This is a genomic window from Novosphingobium aromaticivorans DSM 12444, from assembly GCF_000013325.1.
GTDB classification, from domain to species: Bacteria; Pseudomonadota; Alphaproteobacteria; order Sphingomonadales; family Sphingomonadaceae; genus Novosphingobium; species Novosphingobium aromaticivorans.
On sequence record NC_007794.1, the window covers coordinates 1,365,577 to 1,386,187 of the forward strand.

The following is a 20,611-nucleotide window of genomic DNA, read 5'->3' on the forward strand; positions in this document are numbered from 1 at the left end:
GCCGGCAAAGCAAAAGCCCGCCCGGATTTCTCCGGACGGGCCTTGCTTCTGGTGCCTTGAAGGCGGTGAAGCTTACTGCTTCGCCTTCAGCGCGGCGCCGAGGATGTCGCCCAGCGAAGCGCCGGCATCCGACGAGCCGTACTGTTCCACGGCTTCCTTCTCTTCTGCGAGCTGGCGCGCCTTGACCGAGAAGTTCGGCTTCTTCGAACGATCGAAGCCGGTGACCATGGCGTCGATCTTCTGGCCGACCTGGAAGCGGTCCGGACGCTGCTCGTCGCGGTCGCGGCCGAGGTCCGAGCGCTTGATGAAGCCGGTCGCGCCGTCTTCGCCAGCCTGCACTTCGAGGCCGCCATCGCGGACTTCGAGAACGGTGACGGTGACGACTTCGCCACGACGCAGCGAGCCCGAGGAAGCAACGCCGCCGGCCGCCGGAGCGCCCTTTTCAAGCTGCTTCATGCCGAGGCTGATGCGTTCCTTCTCGACGTCGACGTCGAGAACCACGGCCGAGACCTGCTCGCCCTTGCGGTGCAGCGCCAGCGCGTCCTCGCCCGAGATGCCCCAGGCGATGTCCGACATGTGGACCATGCCGTCGACGTCGCCGTCGAGGCCGATGAACAGGCCGAATTCGGTCGCGTTCTTGACTTCGCCTTCCACGGTCGAACCGACCGGGTGCTTTTCTGCAAAGGCTTCCCAGGGGTTCTGCTGGGCCTGCTTGAGGCCGAGGCTGATGCGGCGCTTGTCGCTGTCGACTTCCAGCACCATGACGTCGACTTCCTGCGAGGTCGAGACGATCTTGCCGGGGTGGACGTTCTTCTTGGTCCAGGACATTTCCGAAACGTGGACGAGGCCTTCGATGCCGGCTTCCAGCTCGACGAACGCGCCGTATTCGGTGATGTTGGTGACAGTGCCACGCAGCTTCGCGCCGACCGGGTACTTGGCGGCGACGCCATCCCACGGATCGCTTTCAAGCTGCTTCATGCCGAGGCTGATGCGCTGCGTGTCCTGGTTGATGCGGATGATCTGGACGCGGACGGTATCGCCGATGGCGATCACTTCCGACGGGTGGTTGACGCGCTTGTAGCTCATGTCGGTGACATGGAGCAGGCCGTCGATGCCGCCGAGGTCGACGAACGCACCGTAGTCGGTGATGTTCTTGACGACGCCGTCGATGATCTGGCCTTCCTTGAGGTTCTGGATCAGGCCCGAGCGCTGTTCGGCGCGGGTTTCTTCCAGCACCGCGCGGCGCGAGACGACGATGTTGCCGCGGCGGCGGTCCATCTTGAGGATCTGGAACGGCTGCGGCATGTCCATCAGCGGGGTCACGTCGCGGACCGGGCGGATGTCGACCTGCGAGCCGGGGAGGAAGGCCACGGCGCCGTCGAGGTCGACGGTGAAGCCACCCTTCACGCGGCCGAAGATCACGCCTTCAACGCGCTTGCCTTCGCCAAATTCGCTTTCCAGCTTGTCCCACGCGGCTTCGCGGCGAGCGCGGTCGCGCGACAGCATGGCTTCGCCGTCGGCGTTCTCGACGCGGTCGACGTAGACTTCGACTTCGTCGCCGACCTTGAGGCCGTGCGGCTGGCCGGGGGCGGCGAATTCGCGCAGGGCAACGCGGCCCTCGCTCTTCAGGCCCACGTCGATGACGGCCTTGTCGTTTTCGATGGCGGTGATGGTGCCCTTGACGACGCGGCCTTCGAAGCCACCGTTGGCGGCGCCGCCAAGCGATTCGTCAAGAAGCGCGGCGAAATCGTCGCGCGAGGGATTGCTGGCCATGTGCAAGCTTCCTGTATCGAGTTATTCCGGCCAGGCGGTTGTTTCCGCCGGTCTTTCCTCCACGCATCGCCCCATGCGGTGCGCGGGCCAAAAAGGGCCGTACCACCCGCCGGGCCGAATGCCATGGCGGGTATCCGACGGGGCACAAGGCCTTGCCGGACCGGCGGCCCATAGGCTCATGCCCCCGGAAAAGCAAGGAGAATGGGGTATGAGGCGATTGTGCACCACTGATCGCCCGCATCGTGATCCTGCGCAAATAGGCCTAGATTGTAGCTCTGCTTAGCTCATGAAGGGACCTCATTTAAGAACTCCACGATCTCGACTGCTGCAAGTTTCCCGCCTCTGTAGCCCTTTCTGGCCAGGACCGTGATTGCAGAACGCCGTTGTGCTGCTTCAGTGTAAACGTTCTCTTCGTCTTTGAACTTAGGGTCCGAAACCTTGGCCATCAAGAATCCGTCACCTTCCGGATTTTCTATGCTTAAGCCTGATGTATGAAATTTAAAGCCGTCTGTCCGGAGCAGGATTTCGCCTAACGGTTGCCAATCCAACTTCAAACTTTCGCGAATAATTTCTGCATCTTCGGTCGTTAGAAGTGCTGGAGTTCCTTTGACCGGATAAATAGTTGCGGTACAAACTGATGGTCCGGCCCGCGGTCCCACATTTTTCGTCATCCTGAACTTGTTTCAGGATCCATTTTGCGGATCAGACTTCCGCTTGTCGGGAGGGATGGACCCTGAAACAAGTTCAGGGTGACGGGTAAAGGGGAGGGCGGCGTGCACCCAGCTACCCTCGCGCCACCTGCTTTTCCACCAGCGCAATCGCCGTCGCCACGGCCATTTCCTTCGTCAGGTTCGACGTATCCAGTAGCGCCGCACCCTCGGCCTGACGCAAGGGAGCCTCGGCGCGGTTGCGGTCGCGTTCGTCGCGCTCTGCGAGGTCGGCTTCGATTTCGGCGCGTTCCACGTCCTTGCCGAGCTGCTTCATTTCCGCCCAGCGCCGCATTGCCCGCGCTGGCACGCTGGCGGTGACGAACAGCTTGGCGTCGGCGTGCGGGGCGATCACCGTGGCGATGTCGCGCCCGTCGAGGACCGCTCCGCCCGGCTGGTTGGCGAAAGCCTGCTGGCGTTCCAGAAGTGCGGCGCGCACGGCCGGGTGAACCGAGACCCGGCTGGCATAGCCGCCGGTGTCCTCGCTGCGCAGTTCGGGATCGCCAAGCAGCGTTTCCGGGAAGGCGCAGGCAGCATGGGCGGCATCGGCATCGTCAGGGTTGCCGCCGGTCAGGAAGACCTGCCGCCCGACCGCGCGATAGAGCAGGCCCGTGTCGAGATGCGGAAGGCCGAAATGCGCGGCAAGCGCCTTGGCGATGGTGCCCTTGCCCGAAGCGGTCGGGCCGTCGACGGCGATGATCACTGCTCCGAACTCCGCGCGCGCCAGGCCTTCACCAGCCCCCAGATCGCAATCGCCGCCCAGAAGAACTCGAGCACGAACGAGGCCGGGTTCATGTTCACCAGCAGCGAAACCGTCAGCAGCGCCGCGCCGACGAGGTTGACCCCGTGCTGCACGAAGGGATTGGGCCGCTCCAGCTTGGTCGAATAGCCGTAGGCGAAGATGATACAGGCCATCCCTGCAAAGCCGATCACATTGACGAGCAGGTCGGACATCACGGCCTGGTCGCGCTTTCCAGCAGGCTCTCGAACACCGGGAAGCTGGTGGCGATGGGGCGGGTGTCATCCACTTCCACGCCGTTGCGGCTGGCGATGCCGGCAATCGCCATGCTCATCGCGATGCGGTGGTCGAGGTGCGTGACGACGCTCGCGCCCTCTGCGGTGCCGGGCAGGGGGTCGCCGCCGGTGCCGTCGATGATCAGGCCGTCCTCGGTCTCGGTGACGGTCGCGCCTGCCAGTTCGAGCGCGGCGCGCATCGCGCTGATGCGGTCGCTTTCCTTCACGCGCAGTTCCTCGAGGCCGGTCGTCACCGTGCGGCCCTTGGCAAGGGCGGCGGCGACGAACAGCACCGGGAATTCGTCGACCATGCTCGGCACTACGGCGGGATCGACATCGATGCCGGTCAGCAGCGAGTGGCGCACGCGCAGGTCCGCCACCGGTTCGCCGCCCACTTCGCGCCGGTTCAGCTCCTCGATGGAGCCGCCCATCAGGCGCAGCACGTCGAACAGCGCGGCGCGGGTGGGGTTGAGGCCGACGTTCTCGACGACGAGGTCCGAGCCTTCGACCAGCAGCGCCGCCACCACGAAGAACGCGGCGGATGACGGGTCGCCGGGGACGGCGATGTCCTGCGGCTTGAGTTCGGCCTCGCCGCGCACCCTGATGACGCGCGCGCCATCGGCGGCGACATCGACGGTCAGCTCCGCGCCGAAGCCGCGCAGCATGCGTTCGGAATGGTCGCGGGTGGGGATCGGTTCGATTACCGTGGTCACGCCGGGCGTGTTGAGGCCCGCGAGCAGGACCGCGCTCTTCACCTGCGCCGATGCGACGGGGAGGCGGTATTCGATTGGCACGGCAGGTGAAATTCCGCGCAGGGTAAGGGGCAGGCGGCCACCCGGCGATGCGGTGAACTCGGCGCCCATCGTCGAGAGCGGATCGATCACGCGGCCCATCGGGCGCTTCGACAGCGAAGCATCGCCCACGAACGTCGCCGTGATCGGGTGGGTTGCGACAAGGCCCATCAGCAGGCGGGTCGACGTGCCCGAATTGCCCATGTCCAGCGCCTGTTGCGGCTGGAGCAGGCCGCCCACGCCAACGCCGTGAACGTGCCACATGCCGTCCGCGTCGCGTTCGATCGTCGCGCCCATCGCGCGCATCGCGGCGGCGGTGGAAAGGACGTCCTCGCCTTCGAGCAGGCCGGTCACGCGCGTCTCGCCCACTGCCAGCGCGCCGAGCATGATCGAGCGGTGGCTGATCGACTTGTCGCCGGGCACGCCGATGCGGCCCTTGAGCGGGCCATTGGCGGTGAAGCGGCGAGGGCGCATGAGGGCAGGGTCGTGGGAAGACACGGAGTTTCGTCTTTCGCGCTGAAGGGCAGGGCCGAAGTGCGGTTTGAAGCGCGGGGCTTTTGACAGCGACACGCGCCTATGGCAAGGCGCGCGCTCTCTTGATTCCGCGAACGCGCGGACCCATCAAGCGTGCAGTTTCTCCGCCCGGCCATTTCCTTTGCGCCGGGCCAGACTTGAGGAAGTTTCATGGTCAAGCCGGAATGGGGCGCCAAGCATAGCTGTCCGAAGTGCGGCACCCGCTTCTACGATCTGGGCAATTCCGACCCGGTCACCTGCGTCGAGTGCAAGTACTCCTGGCATCCGGACCCGGTGCTCAAGTCGAAGCAGCCGATTCCCTATGAGGAAATCCAGAAGGACAAGGTCGATGTCGCTCCCGACGTCGATCTCGCCGATGAGGATCTCGACATCGACGAGGACGGCGATTCGCCCGACAACGACGTCGATCTTGGCGGCGACGACGACCTTGGCGTTGCCGGTCACGACGGCGACGAAGACGAAGTCTGATGCGCTTGTGGAGCCGGTTTCCGGACCGGCTCCAAAAAAATTCCGGGAGGCGGAATTTTCGTCTTGCCAGTCCGGAAACCTTCCCTTAGAGGCGCGGCTCCCGGCGAGATACACCGCCGGAACGACCCGCCCCCCAAGGCAGGTTCGATGGAAGATTGGGGCCTTAGCTCAGCTGGGAGAGCGCCTGCATGGCATGCAGGAGGTCAGCGGTTCGATCCCGCTAGGCTCCACCATCCACTATCGAAAAGCCGCCTCCGGGCGGCTTTTTTCGTTTGGCGCCCGGTTCGCTGTTGCCGGGCACGGCACGACCACTCGGCCCGTCGCGCCACGATTGACGAAGATCACAGGGTTGGTAGCCTTCCGTGCGTTAAGGGCCGCACCAACAACTCGAAATTCCTGGGATACTGATGATGCGCGCCCCGAATCCGTCCACCTGCCTTTTTGCCCGCCGTCCCGGTCTCTGGCTTGCCGCAACCGCTGTCCTCACCCTCATGGGCACGCAGGCTTCGGCGCAGTTCGGCGGCTTCAGCATTCCCTCGATCCCGCGCAGCTCGACCAGCACCGCCAAGGACACGAACGGCTGTCCCAAGGGCAAGAGCAAGAGCGCGGGCTCCTCGATCCTCGGCGGGATAATCGGCCAGGGCGTGGGACGGGCGGCAAGTTCGGCGGGCGTTTCCAGCTACTTCCCCTCGGCGGAAGTCGCCGACACGCTGACCAACGTCATCGCCTGCAAGCTCGACCCGGAGGAGCAGAAGCAGGCCGCCGCCGCGACGCTGGAGGCGACGCGCGGCGATGACGTCGGCAGCAGCGCGTCGTGGACGTCCAACACGCGCGAGAACGTCTCGGGCACCTCGACCGTCACCGCCCGCAACGATGAAGTCGCCGCCAACGGGGGCAGGGGGATGCAGTGCATCACGGTGACCGACGTCATCATCGTCAATGGCGAGGAAACGACCGCCAACAAGCGCATGTGCCGCGCACCGGGTTCGGCGCGCTACGCCCTGGCGGCCTGATGCGGGCGATCCTGCCGATCCTCGCGCTGCTTCTGGCCACCGGGGCGACGAAGCCGGTGCCGATGGACCCGCGCAATCCCTCGTGCCCCGAGAAGGTCGACTGGGGCGTCGCCAAGGCGATGGCGCTGTCGGTGGCGGACAAGGGCGGCCGGCACGTCCTGATCGCCGACGGCATCATCGACGCGCGCCTTCCCGCCCGGCTCAAGGCGGCGCTCGATGCCGACGAGCGGATCGAGGAAATATGGCTTAAATCAAGGGGTGGGGATGCCGAGGCGGGGAACCGGGCGGGGAAGGTGATCCGTTCCTACCCGGGCATGGTGACGCGCATTCCGGCGGGGTGGACCTGCTTTTCCGCCTGCAACTTCGTCTTCATGGGCGGCGACCGGCGATTCGTGGACCCCGGCGGGATCTTCATGGTCCACATGTTCACCCACACCGGCGACCGCGATGTCATTGAAATATCGGTCGATGAGGGCACCGAGGAGACGACGCGGCTGATCGGGGAGATCGAGCAGTCGAGCGCGCTCCTCGCCAGCGAGGACAACGATTTCCTGATCCGCATGGGCATCAGCCGCAAGCTTCTGACCGAGATCATGTACCGCCAGCAGGCAGTCGCGACGAAGGAGAATCCCTCGACCCGCTACTGCCTGAATCAGGAAGAAGTCAGGAAATACAACGTCGTTCCGCTCGAAAAGGCCGAATGACCCGAACGGCACCTAAAAGCACCTAACGATACCTGGCCGCACTCGGGTGTCCGCGACGCGGGCCCCGGTACGGCGCGGGCGTTACTTGCGCAGGCCGATCTCGCGCAGGCGTTCCTGCAGGTAATCGTCAGCGGTGATCGAGACCGGGTAGCGGTCGGGATTCTCGTCCGAGATGCACTGCGGCAGCGTCACGAACGGGAAATCGCTTCTCAGGTGCAGGAAGAACGGCATCGAGTAGCGGCTGAACCGCGCCCGCTCCCCTTCCGGATTGCGCACGCGGTGCGTGGTGGATGGAAGGACGTGGTTGGTGAGCCGCTGGAGCATGTCGCCGATGTTGACCACCAGCGCGCCCTCGGGCGGGGAAACGCCAATCCATTCGCCCTGCCTGCTGAGCAGTTCCAGACCCGCTTCCTCGGCGCCGAGGAGAAGTGTGATGAGGTTGATGTCCTCGTGCGCGCCGGCGCGGATGGCGCCGGATTCGGCATCGGGGACGGGAGGGTAGTGGAGCAGGCGCATGACCGAGTTGCCGTCCTCGATCGCCGGGTCGAACCAGTTCTCGTCCAGCCCGAGCCAGACCGCGATGCGCGAGAGGATGCGTGCGCCGACCTTGTCGAATTCGCCGTAGAGCGTCTCGAACGTCTGGCGGAAGCCTTCGGGGCGCGCGGGCCACACGTTGGGCGGCATCGAGGCAGACAGCGGATGTCCGGCCGGCAGGTCGCGCCCTACGTGCCAGAACTCCTTGAGATCGTGGAGCCTTGCTCCCTTGGCGATCTCCGTGCCGAACGGCGTGTAGCCCCGCGCGCCGGCAAGGCCATCAAGGTAATAGCTGCGCTTCTCGGCTTCGGGCAGGGCGAAGAATTGGGCGGTCAGGTCCCAGGCGCGGGCGATGAGGTCGGGGTCGATGCCGTGGTCGCGGACCATGGCGAAGCCGAAGGTCCTGAAGGATTCTCCCAGTTCGCGGGAAAGCGCATCAGGTTCGCCGGCGAGCGAGATCACCGGCAGGGTTTCGAGAGGCATGGTGTTCCAGTTCGCAAATTTGTCGCTATGGAAACCGCCTGTAACGGGATTCGAACGGGGTTTCATGACGAAAATCAACATCGCCGACACGGCCGGCCGCAACCTGTGGCTGATGAAGTCGGAACCGGATGTCTATGGCTGGGACGATCTCGTCGCCGAGGGCGAAGGGACGTGGGACGGCGTGCGCAATCACCTTGCCGCGCGCAACCTGCGCTCGATGCAGCCGGGCGATCTGGCGTTCTTCTATCATTCCAACATCGGCGTGGAGATCGTTGGCGTCATCACGATCAGCGTGGGCGGACTGACCGATCCGACCGACCCGGAAGGCAAGTGGGCGGCGGTGAAGGTGAAGCCGGTCGAGAAGCTGCCGCACACCGTCACGCTCAAGCAGGTCAAGGCGACGCCGGAACTGGCCGAGATGGACCTCATCCGCCTGTCGCGCCTGTCGGTTGGGGCAGTGCGACCCGAGGAATGGGCGTTGATCCTCAAGATGGCTGGGGTGAACTGAGGGAACGAACGCTGCCTCCACCCGTATTTCCTTCAAGCAAGCTATTGAAGGAGAACGATCATGGGTGAGATGAAGGACCGCGCAAAGGGTCTTGCCAACGAAGCCGCCGGCAATCTCAAGCAGGCCGCCGGCAAGGCCACCGATGACGCCAGCCTCCATGCCGAAGGCACCGCGCAGGAGCGCAAGGGCGAAGCGCAGCAGCTGGCCGGCAAGGTCAAGGGTGCGCTGGGCAACGAGATCTGATCGTCGCGCAGAAGTGGAAAGGCCGCTCCCGCAAGGGGGCGGCCTTTTCGCATCGATTTGCCGATTGTGTACCGGGTTGGCACGCCAACTTTTTTGAATGCGCGGCGGGATACCGGAAGGTGAAGAAAGCGTTAAACTGAAATCATGAACAGGTCGCCCGCCCAGCCCGCACAGTCCGCATATGGCTTTGCCTATGGCTCAGCCCGGCATCCTTTCCGCGCCACGCTGCCGCTGCATGTGCTGCGCGAATTGCCTAGGCATGAACCCGAAGTCGCGGCCGCGATACGCCGCGCCGAGGAACGCCTGAAATCGATCGAGGTCCGATCCGATCCGGTCGATCTCAAGCGCATCACCGCGCGCGACCTGCGCGAGTTCCTGCTGGCCTATTGCGCCTGTTTCTTCGCGGTGATGATGTTCATCGCGTGACGCCGGACTGCCGCACTTCGCGTTCCGCCTTGTAGAGCAGCCAGCCAAGCCAGGCCGAAACGATGCACATCGCCGCGCCCAGCATGAGCTGGTCGACGATCGTCACTCCGATCCAGGTCAGTCCGCCCGCGATCAGCGAGCCGATGACCATCGCGCCGGAGTTGACGATGTTGTTGGCCGCGATGGTGCGGGCGGTTTCGGACTTGTCGACCACCGTCGTCAGGAAGGCATAGAGCGGCACGACGAACATGCCCCCGGCAATGGCGATGCCGAGCAGGCACAGCAGCAGCGGCACCGCCAGAGGTTGGGCAATGAAGGCCGCGACGTCCATCAGCGGTGCATCGGGATGCACGTTCCACGCCCTGCAGACATAGTGGAAGGCGGTGATGAACAGACCCATGACGATCACCGATGCCGGAGCGAAGCGGGCCGAAACGGTCCCCTTGAGCAGGGCATTGATCGACATCGAACCGACGGCGATGCCGATGGAGAACATCACGAGGAACAGGCTGGCCACTTCCTTGCTGGCGGAAAGCACGTTCTTGGCAAGTGGCGGGAACTGGATGAACAGCACTGTGCCGACCGTCCAGAAGAAGCTGATCGCGACGATCGCCATGAACACCTGGCGATGGCGCGTGGTGTTGCGGATCAGGTCATAGGAGGAGGTCAGGACGTTGTAGTCGATCTTCTGTGCATCGATCATCGGCGGCGCGGGCGGCACCTGCCGTCCCGAGACATATCCGACGAGTGCGGTGAGCACGACACCCGCCGCAGCCACTTCCACCGGAATCCAGCCCGCGAGGATCGTGCCCGCAAGAATGGCGATGTAGGTGCCCGCCTCGACCAGACCGGTTCCGGCCAGCACTTCGCCTTCATGGAGATGTTGCGGCAGGATCGCGTACTTGATCGGCCCGAAGAACGTGGAGTGGACACCCATTGCGAGAAGTGCCGCGAGCATCAGCGGGATGGCGATCGCCTCGACTTCCATGCCAAGCCACGCGAGCACCAGGCCCGTGCCGCCGACCAGCATGATCGCGATCTCGCAGGCCTTGACGATGCGGATTATGCGCGCCTTGTCGCGCATGTCGGCAAGCTGCCCGGCAAGTGCCGAAAGCAGGAAGAACGGCAGGATGAACAAGCCCGAGGCGATGGCCGAAAAGCGCGCTTCGGCAGCTTCGGAATTGTAGACGCTGTACACGACGTACAGGACCATCGCGTTCTTGTAGAGATTGTCGTTGAAGGCCCCCAGAAGCTGGGTGACGAACAGCGGCAGGAAACGGCGCGTGCGCACCAGATGCGTCGATGTTGTCATGAACCCTTTGCCAGCATCTCTTCTCGTCCGCACCCTTAGCCCGGTGAAGCACGCGGGCAAGAGGTTTTGCAGTCGGAGCGGTAGGCGGTGAATGTTGCGATTCCGTTTGGCGCAATTGCACGCTATGCCTTCGCTTGATGCTGACGCTGCCGAACCTTCTCACCCTGTCGCGGATCGTGACCGTTCCCTTGTTGGCAGCACTGCTGTGGTGGCCCGAATGGCGACTGGGCTATGGCATGGCCTTCGCGGTCTACTGCCTGATGGGGGTTACCGATTACTTCGACGGCTACCTTGCCCGCGCCAAGGGAGCGGTGAGCAAGCTGGGCATCTTTCTTGACCCGATTGCCGACAAGATCATGGTCGCGGCGGTGATTCTGGTGCTGACCGCGCAGGGTGTCCTGCGCGGGCCCTACGTTGGGGACATGCACGTGATCGCGGGGCTGGTGATCCTGCTGCGCGAAATCGCGGTGTCGGGACTGCGCGAGTTTCTCGGCGGCATCCAGGTCTCTGTCCCGGTAAGCCGGCTCGCCAAGTGGAAGACGACGTTCCAGATGGTGTGCCTTGGTGCGCTGATCCTCGGGCAGGCGCTGCCGGAATGGCTCATGACAATCGGCGGCTTCACGGTGAACGTGCCGCATACGGTTGGCCTTTCGACGCTGTGGGGCGCGGCGGTGCTGACCGTGATTACCGGATGGGATTACCTGAGGGTCGGCCTGAAGCACATGGATTGAAGCTTCGGTCCGGTAGCGCGCCGGATCAACCCGCCCGCAGTTCCTGCGCAAGCATCCTGAATTCCTCGGCACGGGGGCTGTTGCGGCGCCAGACCAGTGCGATGTCGCGCCACGCGTGGTCGGCCTTGAGCGGGCGGACGACGATCTGGGTGTCGTGGAGGATGCCGGCGTCGATCGCCATTTGCGGCAGCATTGTCAGGCCGAGGCCGTTGTCGACCATCTGCACCAGCGTGTGCAGCGATGTGCCGATCATCGTCGCGCTGGCCCTGAGTTCCGGGCGGTTGCAGGCGGCGAGCGCGTGTTCCTTGAGGCAGTGGCCGTCCTCGAGCAGGAGCAGGCGGTTCTCGTCGATCAGGCTGGGCGGGACGGTGGCGGGCGGATCGCGCGGGTCGTCCTTGGGGAAGGCGACGAGCAGCGGGTCCTTGAACAGGACCTCGGCCTCGACATCGCCGGTGGCGAAGGGGAGGGCGAGCAGGACGCAATCGGCGCGGCCGTGGTGCAGCGATTCGATGGCCGCCGCGCTCGGCTCCTCGCGCAGGAACAGCTTGAGTTGCGGGCGGTCCTTGCGAAGGCGCGGAAGGATGCGCGGCAGGAGGAACGGCGCGATGGTCGGAATGACGCTCATCCGCAGTTCGCCCGCCAGCGGCGCGCCATGGCTCTGCACCAGTTCCGAAAGTTCCTCGGCTTCGCGCAGGAGGCGGTGGGCCTTGGCGACGACCTGGTTGCCAAGCGGCGTGAAGCGCACGACCCGGCGGGTGCGTTCGACCAGCGTAACGCCCAGCAGCGATTCCAGCTCGCGCAGGCCCGCCGAAAGCGTGGATTGAGAGACGTAGCAGGCGTCCGCGGCGCGGCCGAAGTGCCCATGCTCGTGCAGTGCCACGAGGTATTGCAACTGCTTGAGCGTGGGCAGGTAGGTTGTCATTTGCGGTTATTCATCCACGTGGACGACGACTTCGGGTTCTTCCGACGAACCGCCGATGTCATCGATGTGCGCCATCTTGAGCTTGCCGTTCACGACCGCGAAGGCGAGCTTGCCCTCGACCAGTTCTAGCGCGTCGCGGCCAAACTGTTCGAAGCGCCAGCCTTCGAGGATCGGCAGGTTCCTGCGTTGTCCGGCGGCCAGCAGTTCGAGGTCGTCGGTGCGGGCGAGGAGGCGGGCGGCGATGTCGATCTCGCGGCTGCGGATCTTGAGCAGCAGCTTCAGCAGGTCGGCCACCAGCGCGCCTTCCTTGCCGAGCGGGGCGCCGCGCGGAGCCTTGGGCGGCATTTCGGCGTCGGTCAGCGGCTTCGAATCGGCAAGCGTCTGCATAAGGCGGCGGCCGATGTCGTTGTCCTTCCAGCCAGCGGAAAGGCCGCGCACCTTTGCAAGGTCATGCTGTTCGCGCGGGGGATGGCTGGCGATGTCGGCCAGCGTCTCGTCGCGCATGATGCGGCCCTTGGGAATGTTCTTGTCCATCGCCTCGCGTTCGCGCCAGGCGGCGAGCGACTTGAGCCGGCCGAGAACGGCGGGGTTGCGGCTGGGGGCGCGGATCTTCTGCCAGACGGTGTCCATGTCGGTCCGGTAGTTCTCCGGATCGGCCAGCTTTTCCATCTCGATGTCGAGCCATTCGCCGCGGCCTGTCTTGATCAGGCGCTTGAGCAGCTTGGGGAAGATCTTCGAAAGGTGAGTGACGTCGCCGATGGCGTATTCGATCTGGCGTTCGGTCAGGGGGCGACGCGACCAGTCGGTGAAGCGGGCGCCCTTGTCGATCGACAGGCCGAGCCATGACTCGACTAGGTTGGAATAGCCGATCTGTTCGGACTGGCTGACCGCCATCATCGCGATCTGCGTGTCGAAGATCGGGTGCGGGGTCTTGCCGGTCAGGTTGTAGATTATCTCCACGTCCTGCCCCCCGGCGTGGAAGACCTTGAGCACGTCCTCGTTGTCGACCAGCAGGTCGAGCAGGGGGGACATGTCGAGGCCCGGCGCCAGCGGATCGATCGCGGCGGCTTCCTTGTCGTCCGCGATCTGCACCAGGCACAGTTCCGGCCAATAGGTGTTCTCGCGCATGAATTCGGTGTCGACGGTGACGAAATCGGCTTTCGCAAGTCGCTCGCAAAGGTCGGCGAGGGCTTCGGTCGTAGTGATGAGGGGATGTATCTTCATCGTGCTTTTCTGTATGGCGCGCCTGTGAAAGCGGGCCGGTGGTGCTCCCTGCCGGGGGCTTCGTCTTGCCCGCCCTCCTTGGTTGGCCGGGGGCGTGGCTTGACAAATCCGCGGCCATCGCCTGTTAGCCGCGAACTTCCCCTGCCCGATTGCAGACCGATTGGAAAGAGTTTCGATGCACCTTTATCGTTCCCATACCTGCGGCGCCCTCTCGCGCGGTGATGTCGGGCAGACTGTCCGCCTTTCGGGCTGGGTGCACCGCAAGCGCGACCATGGCGGCGTGCTGTTCGTCGACCTGCGCGACCACTATGGCATGACCCAGATCGTGGCCGACGCCGACAGTCCGGCGCTGCCGATCCTCGAGGCCCTGCGCGTGGAATCGGTGGTGACCATCGATGGCGAGGTGAAGGCGCGTTCGGAGGGCACGGTGAACGCCAACCTCTCGACCGGCGAGATCGAGGTCTTCGCGCGCGTCGCGACGGTGCTTTCGGCGGCCGAGGAGCTGCCGATGCCGGTCGCGGGCGAGCAGGAATATCCCGAGGACATCCGCCTGCGCTATCGCTTCCTCGACCTGCGCCGCGAGACGCTGCACGCGAACATCGTCAAGCGCACCAAGGTTATCTCGGACATGCGCCGCCGCATGGAAGGGGCGGGCTTCACCGAATACTCGACCCCGATCCTCACCGCATCCTCGCCCGAGGGCGCGCGCGACTTCCTCGTGCCGAGCCGCATCCATCCCGGCAAGTTCTATGCGCTGCCGCAGGCACCGCAGCAGTACAAACAGCTCCTGATGGTCGCGGGCTTCGACCGCTACTTCCAGATCGCGCCGTGCTTCCGCGACGAGGACCCGCGCGCCGACCGCCTGCCGGGCGAATTCTACCAGCTCGACCTCGAGATGAGCTTCGTCACCCAGGAAGAAGTCTGGGAGACGATGGAGCCGGTGATCGGCGGCGTGTTCGAAGCCTTTGCCGATGGCCGCAAGGTCACTCCCATCGGCAGCTTCCCTCGCATTCCCTATGCCGAGGCGATGCTCAAGTACGGTTCGGACAAGCCGGACCTGCGCAACCCCATCATCATCTCCGACGTTTCGGAAGAGTTCGCCCAGTCGGGCTTCGGGCTGTTCGAGAAGATCGTTGGCACCGGCGGCGTCGTGCGCCTGATCCCGGCGCCGAACACCGCGGACAAGAGCCGCAAGTTCTTCGACGAGATGAACGACTGGGCGCGCGCGGAAGGCCATGCCGGACTTGGCTACGTCACGCGCAAGCAGGGCGAGTTCGGCGGCCCGATCGCCAAGAACCATGGCGCGGACAAGATGGCTGCGCTGTTCGACCGGCTGGGCCTCGGCCCTGATGACGGCTGCTTCTTCGCGGCGGGCAAGGCCGAGCAGGCCGCCAAGCTGGCAGGCGCGGCGCGCACCCGCGTGGCGGACCAGCTTGGCCTGATCGACAAGGACCGCTTCGAGCTGTGCTGGATCGTCGACTTCCCGTTCTACGAATGGGACGAAGAGAACAAGAAGGTAGAGTTCAGCCACAACCCGTTCTCGATGCCGCAGGGCGGGCTGGACGCGTTGAATACGCAGGACCCGCTGACGATCAATGCCTTCCAGTACGATCTCGTCTGCAACGGCTTCGAGATCGCCTCGGGCTCGATCCGCAACCAGAGCCCCGAGACGATGGTCAAGGCATTCGAGATCGTCGGCCTTTCCAAGGCGGACGTCGAGGAGCGCTTCGGCGGCCTTTACCGCGCGTTCCAGTACGGCGCGCCGCCGCACGGCGGCATGGCGGCGGGCGTGGATCGCATCGTCATGCTGATCTGCGGAGCGCAGAACCTGCGCGAGATCACGCTGTTCCCGATGAACCAGCGCGCCGAGGACCTGCTGATGGGCGCGCCTTCGCCGGCGGCGCTCAAGCAACTGCGCGAGCTGAACATTCGCGTGGTCGAACAGACCAAGGGGTGAGATGGACGGGGCGCGCGCCAGGGTACACGGCAAGGTGATCCACAGCGCGCCTCTTGCCAGCGCCCTTTGCGTTCATTAGGGCGAAACCCGAACAGACAACCAACGCTTTCCTTCGAAGGGGCATTTCATGAGCGATACCGCCGACCGCGTTAAGAAGATCGTTGTCGAGCACCTCGGCGTCGAGGCTGACAAGGTCACCGAAGAAGCCAGCTTCATCGACGATCTGGGCGCTGACTCGCTCGACATCGTCGAGCTGGTCATGGCCTTCGAAGAAGAATTTGGCGTCGAGATCCCCGACGATGCGGCCGAGAAGATCTCGACCGTTTCGGACGCGATCAAGTACATCGACGAAAACAAGGGCTGATCGCCCACTTCCCCGTTTCGCCCTGAGCTTGTCGAAGGGCTGCTGTCCGTGATGGGCCGCAGGGGAGGACTTCGGCAGGCTCAGCCCTCATGCAGGGGCTGGGCCTGTTTGCATATTTCCCGGAGAATTCAATGCGTCGTGTCGTCGTAACCGGACTTGGACTGGTCACCCCGCTGGGTGCGGACGTTGAAACAGTGTGGAAGAACCTGCTTGCCGGCAAGAGCGGCGCGGGGCTCATCACCAAGTTCGACACCACGGACCAGAAGTGCAAGATCGCCTGTGAGGTGAAGCCGGCCGACCACGAGTATGGTTTCGATGCCGGCAAGCGCGTGGACCACAAGATCCAGCGCCAGGTCGATCCCTTCATCGTCTTCGGCATCGATGCCGCAGGGCAGGCGCTCGAAGACGCAGGGCTCGCCGACATGGACGACGATCTCAAGATGCGCACCGGCTGCTCGATCGGTTCGGGCATCGGCGGCCTGCCGGGAATCGAGAGCGAATCGATCATCCTGCACGAAAAGGGCCCCGGCCGTGTTTCGCCGCACTTCGTCCATGGTCGCCTGATCAACCTGATTTCCGGTCAGGTCTCGATCAAGTACGGCCTGATGGGGCCGAACCATGCGGTCGTCACCGCCTGCTCGACCGGCGCACACTCGATCGGCGACGCCGCGCGCATGATCAAGGACGGAGATGCCGACGTCATGCTGGCCGGCGGCGCCGAGAGCACGATCAACCCGCTGGGCGTTGCCGGCTTCGCCCAGGCCCGCGCGCTGAACTGCAGCTACAACGACCGCCCGACCGAGGCGAGCCGGCCCTACGACAAGGACCGCGACGGCTTCGTCATGGGCGAGGGCGCGGGCGTTGTGGTGCTCGAGGAATACGAGCACGCCAAGGCGCGCGGCGCGAAGATCTATGCCGAAGTCGTCGGTTATGGCCTGTCGGGCGACGCTTACCACGTCACGGCGCCGCATCCTGAAGGCAAGGGCGCGGAACTGGCGATGCGCATGGCGCTGCGCAAGGCAGGTCTTTCGGCCGGCGACATCGATTACGTCAATGCCCACGGCACCTCGACCATGGCCGACACGATCGAGCTGGCGGCCGTGAAGCGCGTGCTGGGCGACGACCTTTCCGGCGCTTCGATGAGCAGTACCAAGTCTGCCATTGGCCACCTTCTTGGCGGTGCCGGCGCGGTCGAGACGATCTTCTGCATCCTGGCGATCCGCGACCAGATCGTGCCGCCGACGCTCAACCTGCACAATCCGGACGAAGGCACCGAAGGCGTGGACCTCGTCCCGCTCAAGGCCAAGCCCCGCAAGGTGCGCGCGGCGCTGAACAATTCGTTCGGCTTTGGCGGCACCAATGCCAGTGTGATCGTCAAGGCGGTCGAAGACTGAGGCAGGCAAGATGGCCCGCCGCCGCCGATCCAGATTGCCGCTGCTGGCGGCGGCCCTTGTCGTGCTGGTCGTGGCGGCGTGGCTCGTCGGCGGCTGGTTCTCGTCTGGCCCGCTGGAAAAGCAGCTCGAATTCGACGTGGGCGAAGGCGAGGGGCTGAGCGCGCTTTCGGACGATCTGGAGGCGCAGGGCGCCATCGGTTCGGCCACGCTGTTCAAGCTGCGCGCACGGCTGCTGGGCGGCGGCACCGAAATCAAGACCGGTTCGTTCCTGATCCCCAAGCGCGCGAGCGAAGCTACGATCCTTGAAATCCTCAAGGGCGACAAGGTCATCCGCCGCCTGATCACCATCCCCGAAGGCATGCCGTCGATCATGGTGGCCGAGCGTCTGCGCGCCGTGGATGGCCTGACCGGCGATGTCGCGGTGCCCGAGGAAGGTTCGGTGCTGCCCGACAGCTACGACTGGCAGAAGGGTGAAAGCCGCGCCGCCGTGGTCAAGCGGATGCAGGCGGCAATGGACAAGACCCTGGCCGAACTCTGGGCAAAGCGATCGCCGCGCACGGTCGCCAAGACGCCGCAGGAGGCGCTGGTGCTGGCATCGATCGTCGAGAAGGAAACGGGCAAGCCCGAGGAGCGGCGCATGGTTGCCGGCCTCTACTCCAATCGCCTGCGCCAGCGCATGCTGCTTCAGGCCGACCCGACGATCATCTATCCGATCACCGGGGGCAAGCCGCTCGGCCGCCGCATCCGCCAGTCCGAGATCCAGGCGGTGAACGGCTACAACACCTATACGATGATCGGCCTGCCCAAGGGCCCGATCACCAATCCGGGGCGCGATTCCATCGCGGCGGTGCTCGACCCGGCGGAGACCGATGCGCTGTTCATGGTGGCCGACGGTACCGGCGGGCACGTTTTCGCGAGCACGCTGCAGGAACACAATGCCAATGTTGCCAAGTGGTTCGCCATCCGCAAGGCTCGCGGCGAGATCTGATTCCCGCGAATTCCGCCATTCCGGCGGGGAATTTCCTGTTTCTTAACCAAACCCCGCGTATCCCTACTGGCGGAGGCACTGGGGCCGGAGCTTGCTCCGCCCGGAATCCGGGGAACACTGCGGCTGTGCCGAAGCGTCTTGCGCCTGCTCGTCGCCACGACTTTGCCGAGTGTTCCCGCTTCCCCTTGGGCCCCATTGCATTGCATCCGCTTCGCGCCCAGCAGGGAGGCGTGAGCCACGCAGCAATCCCTTCCGCCCCCCTGATCGTGACGGCCGAGCTTCCGCCACCGATCCAGCGATGGGCCAGCGCCCTGCGCGCCGCGCATTTTCCGCCTGAACGCAATTTCCTCCAGGCGCACGTCACGCTTTTCCATGCGCTGCCCGTGGTGCTGCTTGAAGAGGCGCGCGCGTTGCTGTCAGGCCTCGCAGCCGGCCATGCTCCGGTCGAGGCGCGCCTGGTCGGCATCATGGACCTTGGTGGAGGCACGGCACTGCGACTGGAGAGCCCGGGCATGCTGGCGCTGCGCGAGCGGATCGCGGATCATTTCCACGGTATGCTCACCGCGCAGGACAGCCATGCGCCCCGCCTGCACGTGACGGTCCAGAACAAGGTGGCACGGGCCGATGCAATTGCCTTGCAGCAGCGCCTGTCGGGCGAGATTGCCCGGCAGTCCTTCGCCTTCACCGGGCTTGCGTTGCACCACTACGCGGGCGGGCCGTGGACGCCGGCTGGTGGTTGGGCCTTTCGCGGGAAGGTTCGCGTGGGCTCTTGATTGCTGGAGGCCATGCGGGCATCGGCGGGTGGCACAGTGCGCGAGGGACAGGACGATGAGCGATCCGCAGTGGTATTCGACGGGGCGCGACCACGTCTGGCTTCCCTATACCCAGATGAAGACGGCACGCCCGCCGCTGCCGGTGGCTTCAGCCGAAGGGGTGAAGCTTCGCCTCGCGGACGGGCGCGAACTGGTCGACGGCATTTCGAGCTGGTGGGCCACGGTTCACGGCTATCGTCACCCGCACATCGAGGAGGCGATCCGGCGCCAGCTTGAAACCCTGCCGCACGTCATGCTGGGCGGGCTGGCGCACGAACAGGCCTATACCCTTGCGCGGCGGCTTGCAGGAATGCTGCCGGGCGACCTCGATCATGTGTTCTTCAGCGATTCCGGGTCTGTCGCAGTCGAGGTTGCGATGAAGATGGCGGCGCAGTTCTGGCTCAACCAAGGGCACCGGCGCGTGAAGTTCCTGTGCTTCCGTGGCGGTTACCATGGAGACACCTTTGCCACGATGAGCGTGTGCGACCCTGACGAGGGCATGCACAGCCTGTTCCGTGGTGCGCTGCTGGAACAGGTGGTGGTCGACCTGCCAAGGGATGCGGAAGGCGAAGCGGCGCTTGGCGCCTTGATCGAGCAGCATCGCGGGGAACTCGCCGGGATCGTGGTCGAGCCCTTGGTGCAGGGGGCAGGGGGGATGGTGTTCCATGACCCGTTTACGCTCCAGGCGCTGCGGCGGCTCGCGGATGAGCATGAGCTTCTGCTGATCTTCGACGAGATCTTCGTCGGCCTTGGCAGGCTGGGCGATGCGATGTTCGCCTGTCAGATCGCGGGCGTGCAGCCGGATATCGTGACATTGTCCAAGGCGCTGACCGGGGGCAACCTGCCGCTCGCCGCCACCATCGCCAGCGGGCGCATCTACGACGCATTCCTCTCTGACGATCCGATGCATGCGCTGATGCACGGGCCGACCTACATGGGGAATGCGCTGGGCTGCGCCGCGGCCAATGCCTCGCTCGACCTCTTCGAGAGCGAGCCCAGGCTGGAGCAGGCGCAGGCCATCGGACGCGGGCTCGAGCAGGCGCTGGAGGTATTGCGCGGCCTGCCGGGCGTGCGCGACGTGCGCGTGCGCGGCGCCATCGGCGTGATCCAGCTTGACCGAACCGCCCCCGCCGACCGCCTCTCCGCGGCCTGCATCGACCGCGGCGTGTGGCTGCGCCCGTTCCGCGATATTCTCTACACTACGCCCCCGCTGGTGACGGGTGAGGAAGACCTTGCGAGGATCACCAGCGCAATGGTTGAAGCAGTCACCGAATGGAGCCGCGAAACCCACGTCTGACCGGCGCAAAACTTTACCGCGCCCCCCGCGAAAAAGGGTTGCCGAGCCTCCTAACCGTGGCTAAACGGCCCCCCTGCCCACAAGGCACGCCGCTTTAGCTCAGTCGGTAGAGCACATCATTCGTAATGATGGGGTCAGGTGTTCGAGTCACCTAAGCGGCACCACCTTCTTTAAGGTGCTTTCCCAAGCAAAATCATCGGCTTCCTACTGAAGGGCGTTAGCCTTGAAGCGTTGGTTTTGCCTGCTGGAACGGCGCGATCGCGAGCAGGTCTGCGCCACCGTCATCGGGCCGCGACGCATCATTCCCAAATCCGACGGTCTTCGAGGTGTCCGGCTTCGTGAAGCGAGATCGCGCCGGCGTAGGGCTGGACCGTACCTCCGAATAGTAGGAATTAGGGGGGGCGCCACATGG

General features: G+C 64.8%; 22 protein-coding genes and 2 tRNA genes. 15 read left to right on the forward strand and 9 right to left on the reverse strand.

Translation table 11 applies throughout. From position 1 onward, the window contains the following. Positions 1 to 72 precede the first annotated feature (72 nt). The 5 genes from rpsA to aroA form a co-directional block, all read right to left on the reverse strand. On the reverse strand, positions 73 to 1,773 hold the full coding sequence (rpsA, locus tag SARO_RS06615) for a 30S ribosomal protein S1 (RefSeq protein WP_011444980.1): 1,701 nt from the start codon (positions 1,771 to 1,773) through the stop codon (positions 73 to 75). A gap of 284 nt (positions 1,774 to 2,057) precedes the next feature. After that, the gene (locus SARO_RS20980) at positions 2,058 to 2,444 is read right to left on the reverse strand and encodes a hypothetical protein (protein ID WP_011444981.1); all 387 of its coding nucleotides are present in this window, start codon (positions 2,442 to 2,444) and stop codon (positions 2,058 to 2,060) included. A gap of 112 nt (positions 2,445 to 2,556) precedes the next feature. After that, the gene (locus SARO_RS06620; RefSeq protein ID WP_011444982.1) at positions 2,557 to 3,183 is read right to left on the reverse strand and encodes a (d)CMP kinase; all 627 of its coding nucleotides are present in this window, start codon (positions 3,181 to 3,183) and stop codon (positions 2,557 to 2,559) included. Continuing rightward, positions 3,180 to 3,434, reverse strand: coding sequence for a CBU_0592 family membrane protein (locus tag SARO_RS06625; RefSeq protein ID WP_011444983.1), 255 nt, complete (start codon positions 3,432 to 3,434; stop codon positions 3,180 to 3,182). The genes SARO_RS06620 and SARO_RS06625 overlap by 4 nt, the downstream gene beginning before the upstream one ends. After that, positions 3,434 to 4,759 carry a 3-phosphoshikimate 1-carboxyvinyltransferase gene (gene aroA, locus SARO_RS06630; RefSeq protein ID WP_011444984.1) on the reverse strand — a complete coding sequence of 442 codons (1,326 nt, stop codon included), beginning with the start codon at positions 4,757 to 4,759 and terminating at the stop codon, positions 3,434 to 3,436. Before aroA ends, SARO_RS06625 begins: the two co-directional genes overlap by 1 nt. A gap of 210 nt (positions 4,760 to 4,969) precedes the next feature. Between aroA and SARO_RS06635 the strand changes: the two genes are divergently transcribed. From SARO_RS06635 to SARO_RS06650, 4 genes are all read left to right on the forward strand, one after another. Further along, the gene (locus SARO_RS06635; RefSeq protein WP_011444985.1) at positions 4,970 to 5,287 is read left to right on the forward strand and encodes a TIGR02300 family protein; all 318 of its coding nucleotides are present in this window, start codon (positions 4,970 to 4,972) and stop codon (positions 5,285 to 5,287) included. Positions 5,288 to 5,444: 157 nt separating this feature from the next. Next, positions 5,445 to 5,520, forward strand: a tRNA-Ala gene (locus tag SARO_RS06640). A 174-nt stretch (positions 5,521 to 5,694) separates the two neighbouring features. Beyond that, entirely contained in the window at positions 5,695 to 6,300 is a 606-nt protein-coding gene (locus SARO_RS06645) for a hypothetical protein (protein WP_011444986.1), read from the forward strand. Continuing rightward, positions 6,300 to 7,004, forward strand: a complete 705-nt coding sequence (locus SARO_RS06650) for a hypothetical protein (protein WP_011444987.1) — start codon at positions 6,300 to 6,302, stop codon at positions 7,002 to 7,004. The genes SARO_RS06645 and SARO_RS06650 overlap by 1 nt, the downstream gene beginning before the upstream one ends. Positions 7,005 to 7,085: 81 nt before the next feature. On the opposite strand, the gene SARO_RS06655 is transcribed toward SARO_RS06650, so the two are convergent. Continuing rightward, on the reverse strand, positions 7,086 to 8,021 hold the full coding sequence (locus SARO_RS06655) for an isopenicillin N synthase family dioxygenase (protein WP_011444988.1): 936 nt from the start codon (positions 8,019 to 8,021) through the stop codon (positions 7,086 to 7,088). 64 nt (positions 8,022 to 8,085) lie between these two features. Between SARO_RS06655 and SARO_RS06660 the strand changes: the two genes are divergently transcribed. The 3 genes from SARO_RS06660 (at position 8,086) to SARO_RS06670 (ending at position 9,198) form a co-directional block, all read left to right on the forward strand. Next, positions 8,086 to 8,529 carry an EVE domain-containing protein gene (locus tag SARO_RS06660; RefSeq protein WP_011444989.1) on the forward strand — a complete coding sequence of 148 codons (444 nt, stop codon included), beginning with the start codon at positions 8,086 to 8,088 and terminating at the stop codon, positions 8,527 to 8,529. 60 nt (positions 8,530 to 8,589) lie between these two features. Further along, positions 8,590 to 8,772, forward strand: coding sequence for a CsbD family protein (locus tag SARO_RS06665; RefSeq protein ID WP_011444990.1), 183 nt, complete (start codon positions 8,590 to 8,592; stop codon positions 8,770 to 8,772). A gap of 144 nt (positions 8,773 to 8,916) precedes the next feature. Continuing rightward, positions 8,917 to 9,198 carry a hypothetical protein gene (locus SARO_RS06670; RefSeq protein ID WP_011444991.1) on the forward strand — a complete coding sequence of 94 codons (282 nt, stop codon included), beginning with the start codon at positions 8,917 to 8,919 and terminating at the stop codon, positions 9,196 to 9,198. Here SARO_RS06670 and SARO_RS06675 read toward each other — a convergent pair. Further along, positions 9,188 to 10,510, reverse strand: a complete 1,323-nt coding sequence (locus SARO_RS06675) for an MFS transporter (protein ID WP_011444992.1) — start codon at positions 10,508 to 10,510, stop codon at positions 9,188 to 9,190. The genes SARO_RS06670 and SARO_RS06675 overlap by 11 nt on opposite strands. A 137-nt stretch (positions 10,511 to 10,647) precedes the next feature. Here SARO_RS06675 and pgsA point away from each other — a divergent pair, with 137 nt between their 5' ends. Beyond that, positions 10,648 to 11,241 carry a CDP-diacylglycerol--glycerol-3-phosphate 3-phosphatidyltransferase gene (gene pgsA / locus SARO_RS06680; RefSeq protein WP_011444993.1) on the forward strand — a complete coding sequence of 198 codons (594 nt, stop codon included), beginning with the start codon at positions 10,648 to 10,650 and terminating at the stop codon, positions 11,239 to 11,241. A 25-nt stretch (positions 11,242 to 11,266) separates the two neighbouring features. On the opposite strand, the gene SARO_RS06685 is transcribed toward pgsA, so the two are convergent. After that, positions 11,267 to 12,163: a hydrogen peroxide-inducible genes activator gene (locus tag SARO_RS06685; RefSeq protein ID WP_011444994.1), complete on the reverse strand. Its 897-nt coding sequence runs from the start codon at positions 12,161 to 12,163 to the stop codon at positions 11,267 to 11,269. Between the two features lie 6 nt (positions 12,164 to 12,169). Further along, complete coding sequence (gene rnd, locus SARO_RS06690; RefSeq protein ID WP_011444995.1) at positions 12,170 to 13,387, reverse strand: ribonuclease D; 1,218 nt, start codon at positions 13,385 to 13,387, stop codon at positions 12,170 to 12,172. Positions 13,388 to 13,562: 175 nt separating this feature from the next. Between rnd and aspS the strand changes: the two genes are divergently transcribed. The 7 genes from aspS (at position 13,563) to SARO_RS06725 (ending at position 20,363) form a co-directional block, all read left to right on the forward strand. After that, complete coding sequence (aspS, locus tag SARO_RS06695) at positions 13,563 to 15,344, forward strand: aspartate--tRNA ligase (protein WP_011444996.1); 1,782 nt, start codon at positions 13,563 to 13,565, stop codon at positions 15,342 to 15,344. 127 nt (positions 15,345 to 15,471) lie between these two features. Continuing rightward, positions 15,472 to 15,708, forward strand: coding sequence for an acyl carrier protein (locus SARO_RS06700; RefSeq protein ID WP_011444997.1), 237 nt, complete (start codon positions 15,472 to 15,474; stop codon positions 15,706 to 15,708). 131 nt (positions 15,709 to 15,839) lie between these two features. Next, positions 15,840 to 17,102, forward strand: coding sequence for a beta-ketoacyl-ACP synthase II (gene fabF, locus SARO_RS06705; protein WP_011444998.1), 1,263 nt, complete (start codon positions 15,840 to 15,842; stop codon positions 17,100 to 17,102). Between the two features lie 10 nt (positions 17,103 to 17,112). Continuing rightward, the gene (gene mltG / locus SARO_RS06710; protein WP_011444999.1) at positions 17,113 to 18,090 is read left to right on the forward strand and encodes an endolytic transglycosylase MltG; all 978 of its coding nucleotides are present in this window, start codon (positions 17,113 to 17,115) and stop codon (positions 18,088 to 18,090) included. A gap of 230 nt (positions 18,091 to 18,320) precedes the next feature. Next, the gene (locus SARO_RS06715; RefSeq protein ID WP_041550206.1) at positions 18,321 to 18,863 is read left to right on the forward strand and encodes a 2'-5' RNA ligase family protein; all 543 of its coding nucleotides are present in this window, start codon (positions 18,321 to 18,323) and stop codon (positions 18,861 to 18,863) included. Positions 18,864 to 18,918: 55 nt separating this feature from the next. Beyond that, a complete protein-coding gene (locus SARO_RS06720; RefSeq protein WP_041550207.1) occupies positions 18,919 to 20,199 on the forward strand; it encodes an adenosylmethionine--8-amino-7-oxononanoate transaminase in 1,281 nt (426 codons plus the stop codon). A gap of 88 nt (positions 20,200 to 20,287) precedes the next feature. Next, positions 20,288 to 20,363, forward strand: a tRNA-Thr gene (locus SARO_RS06725). The last annotated feature ends 248 nt before the right edge of the window (positions 20,364 to 20,611 follow it).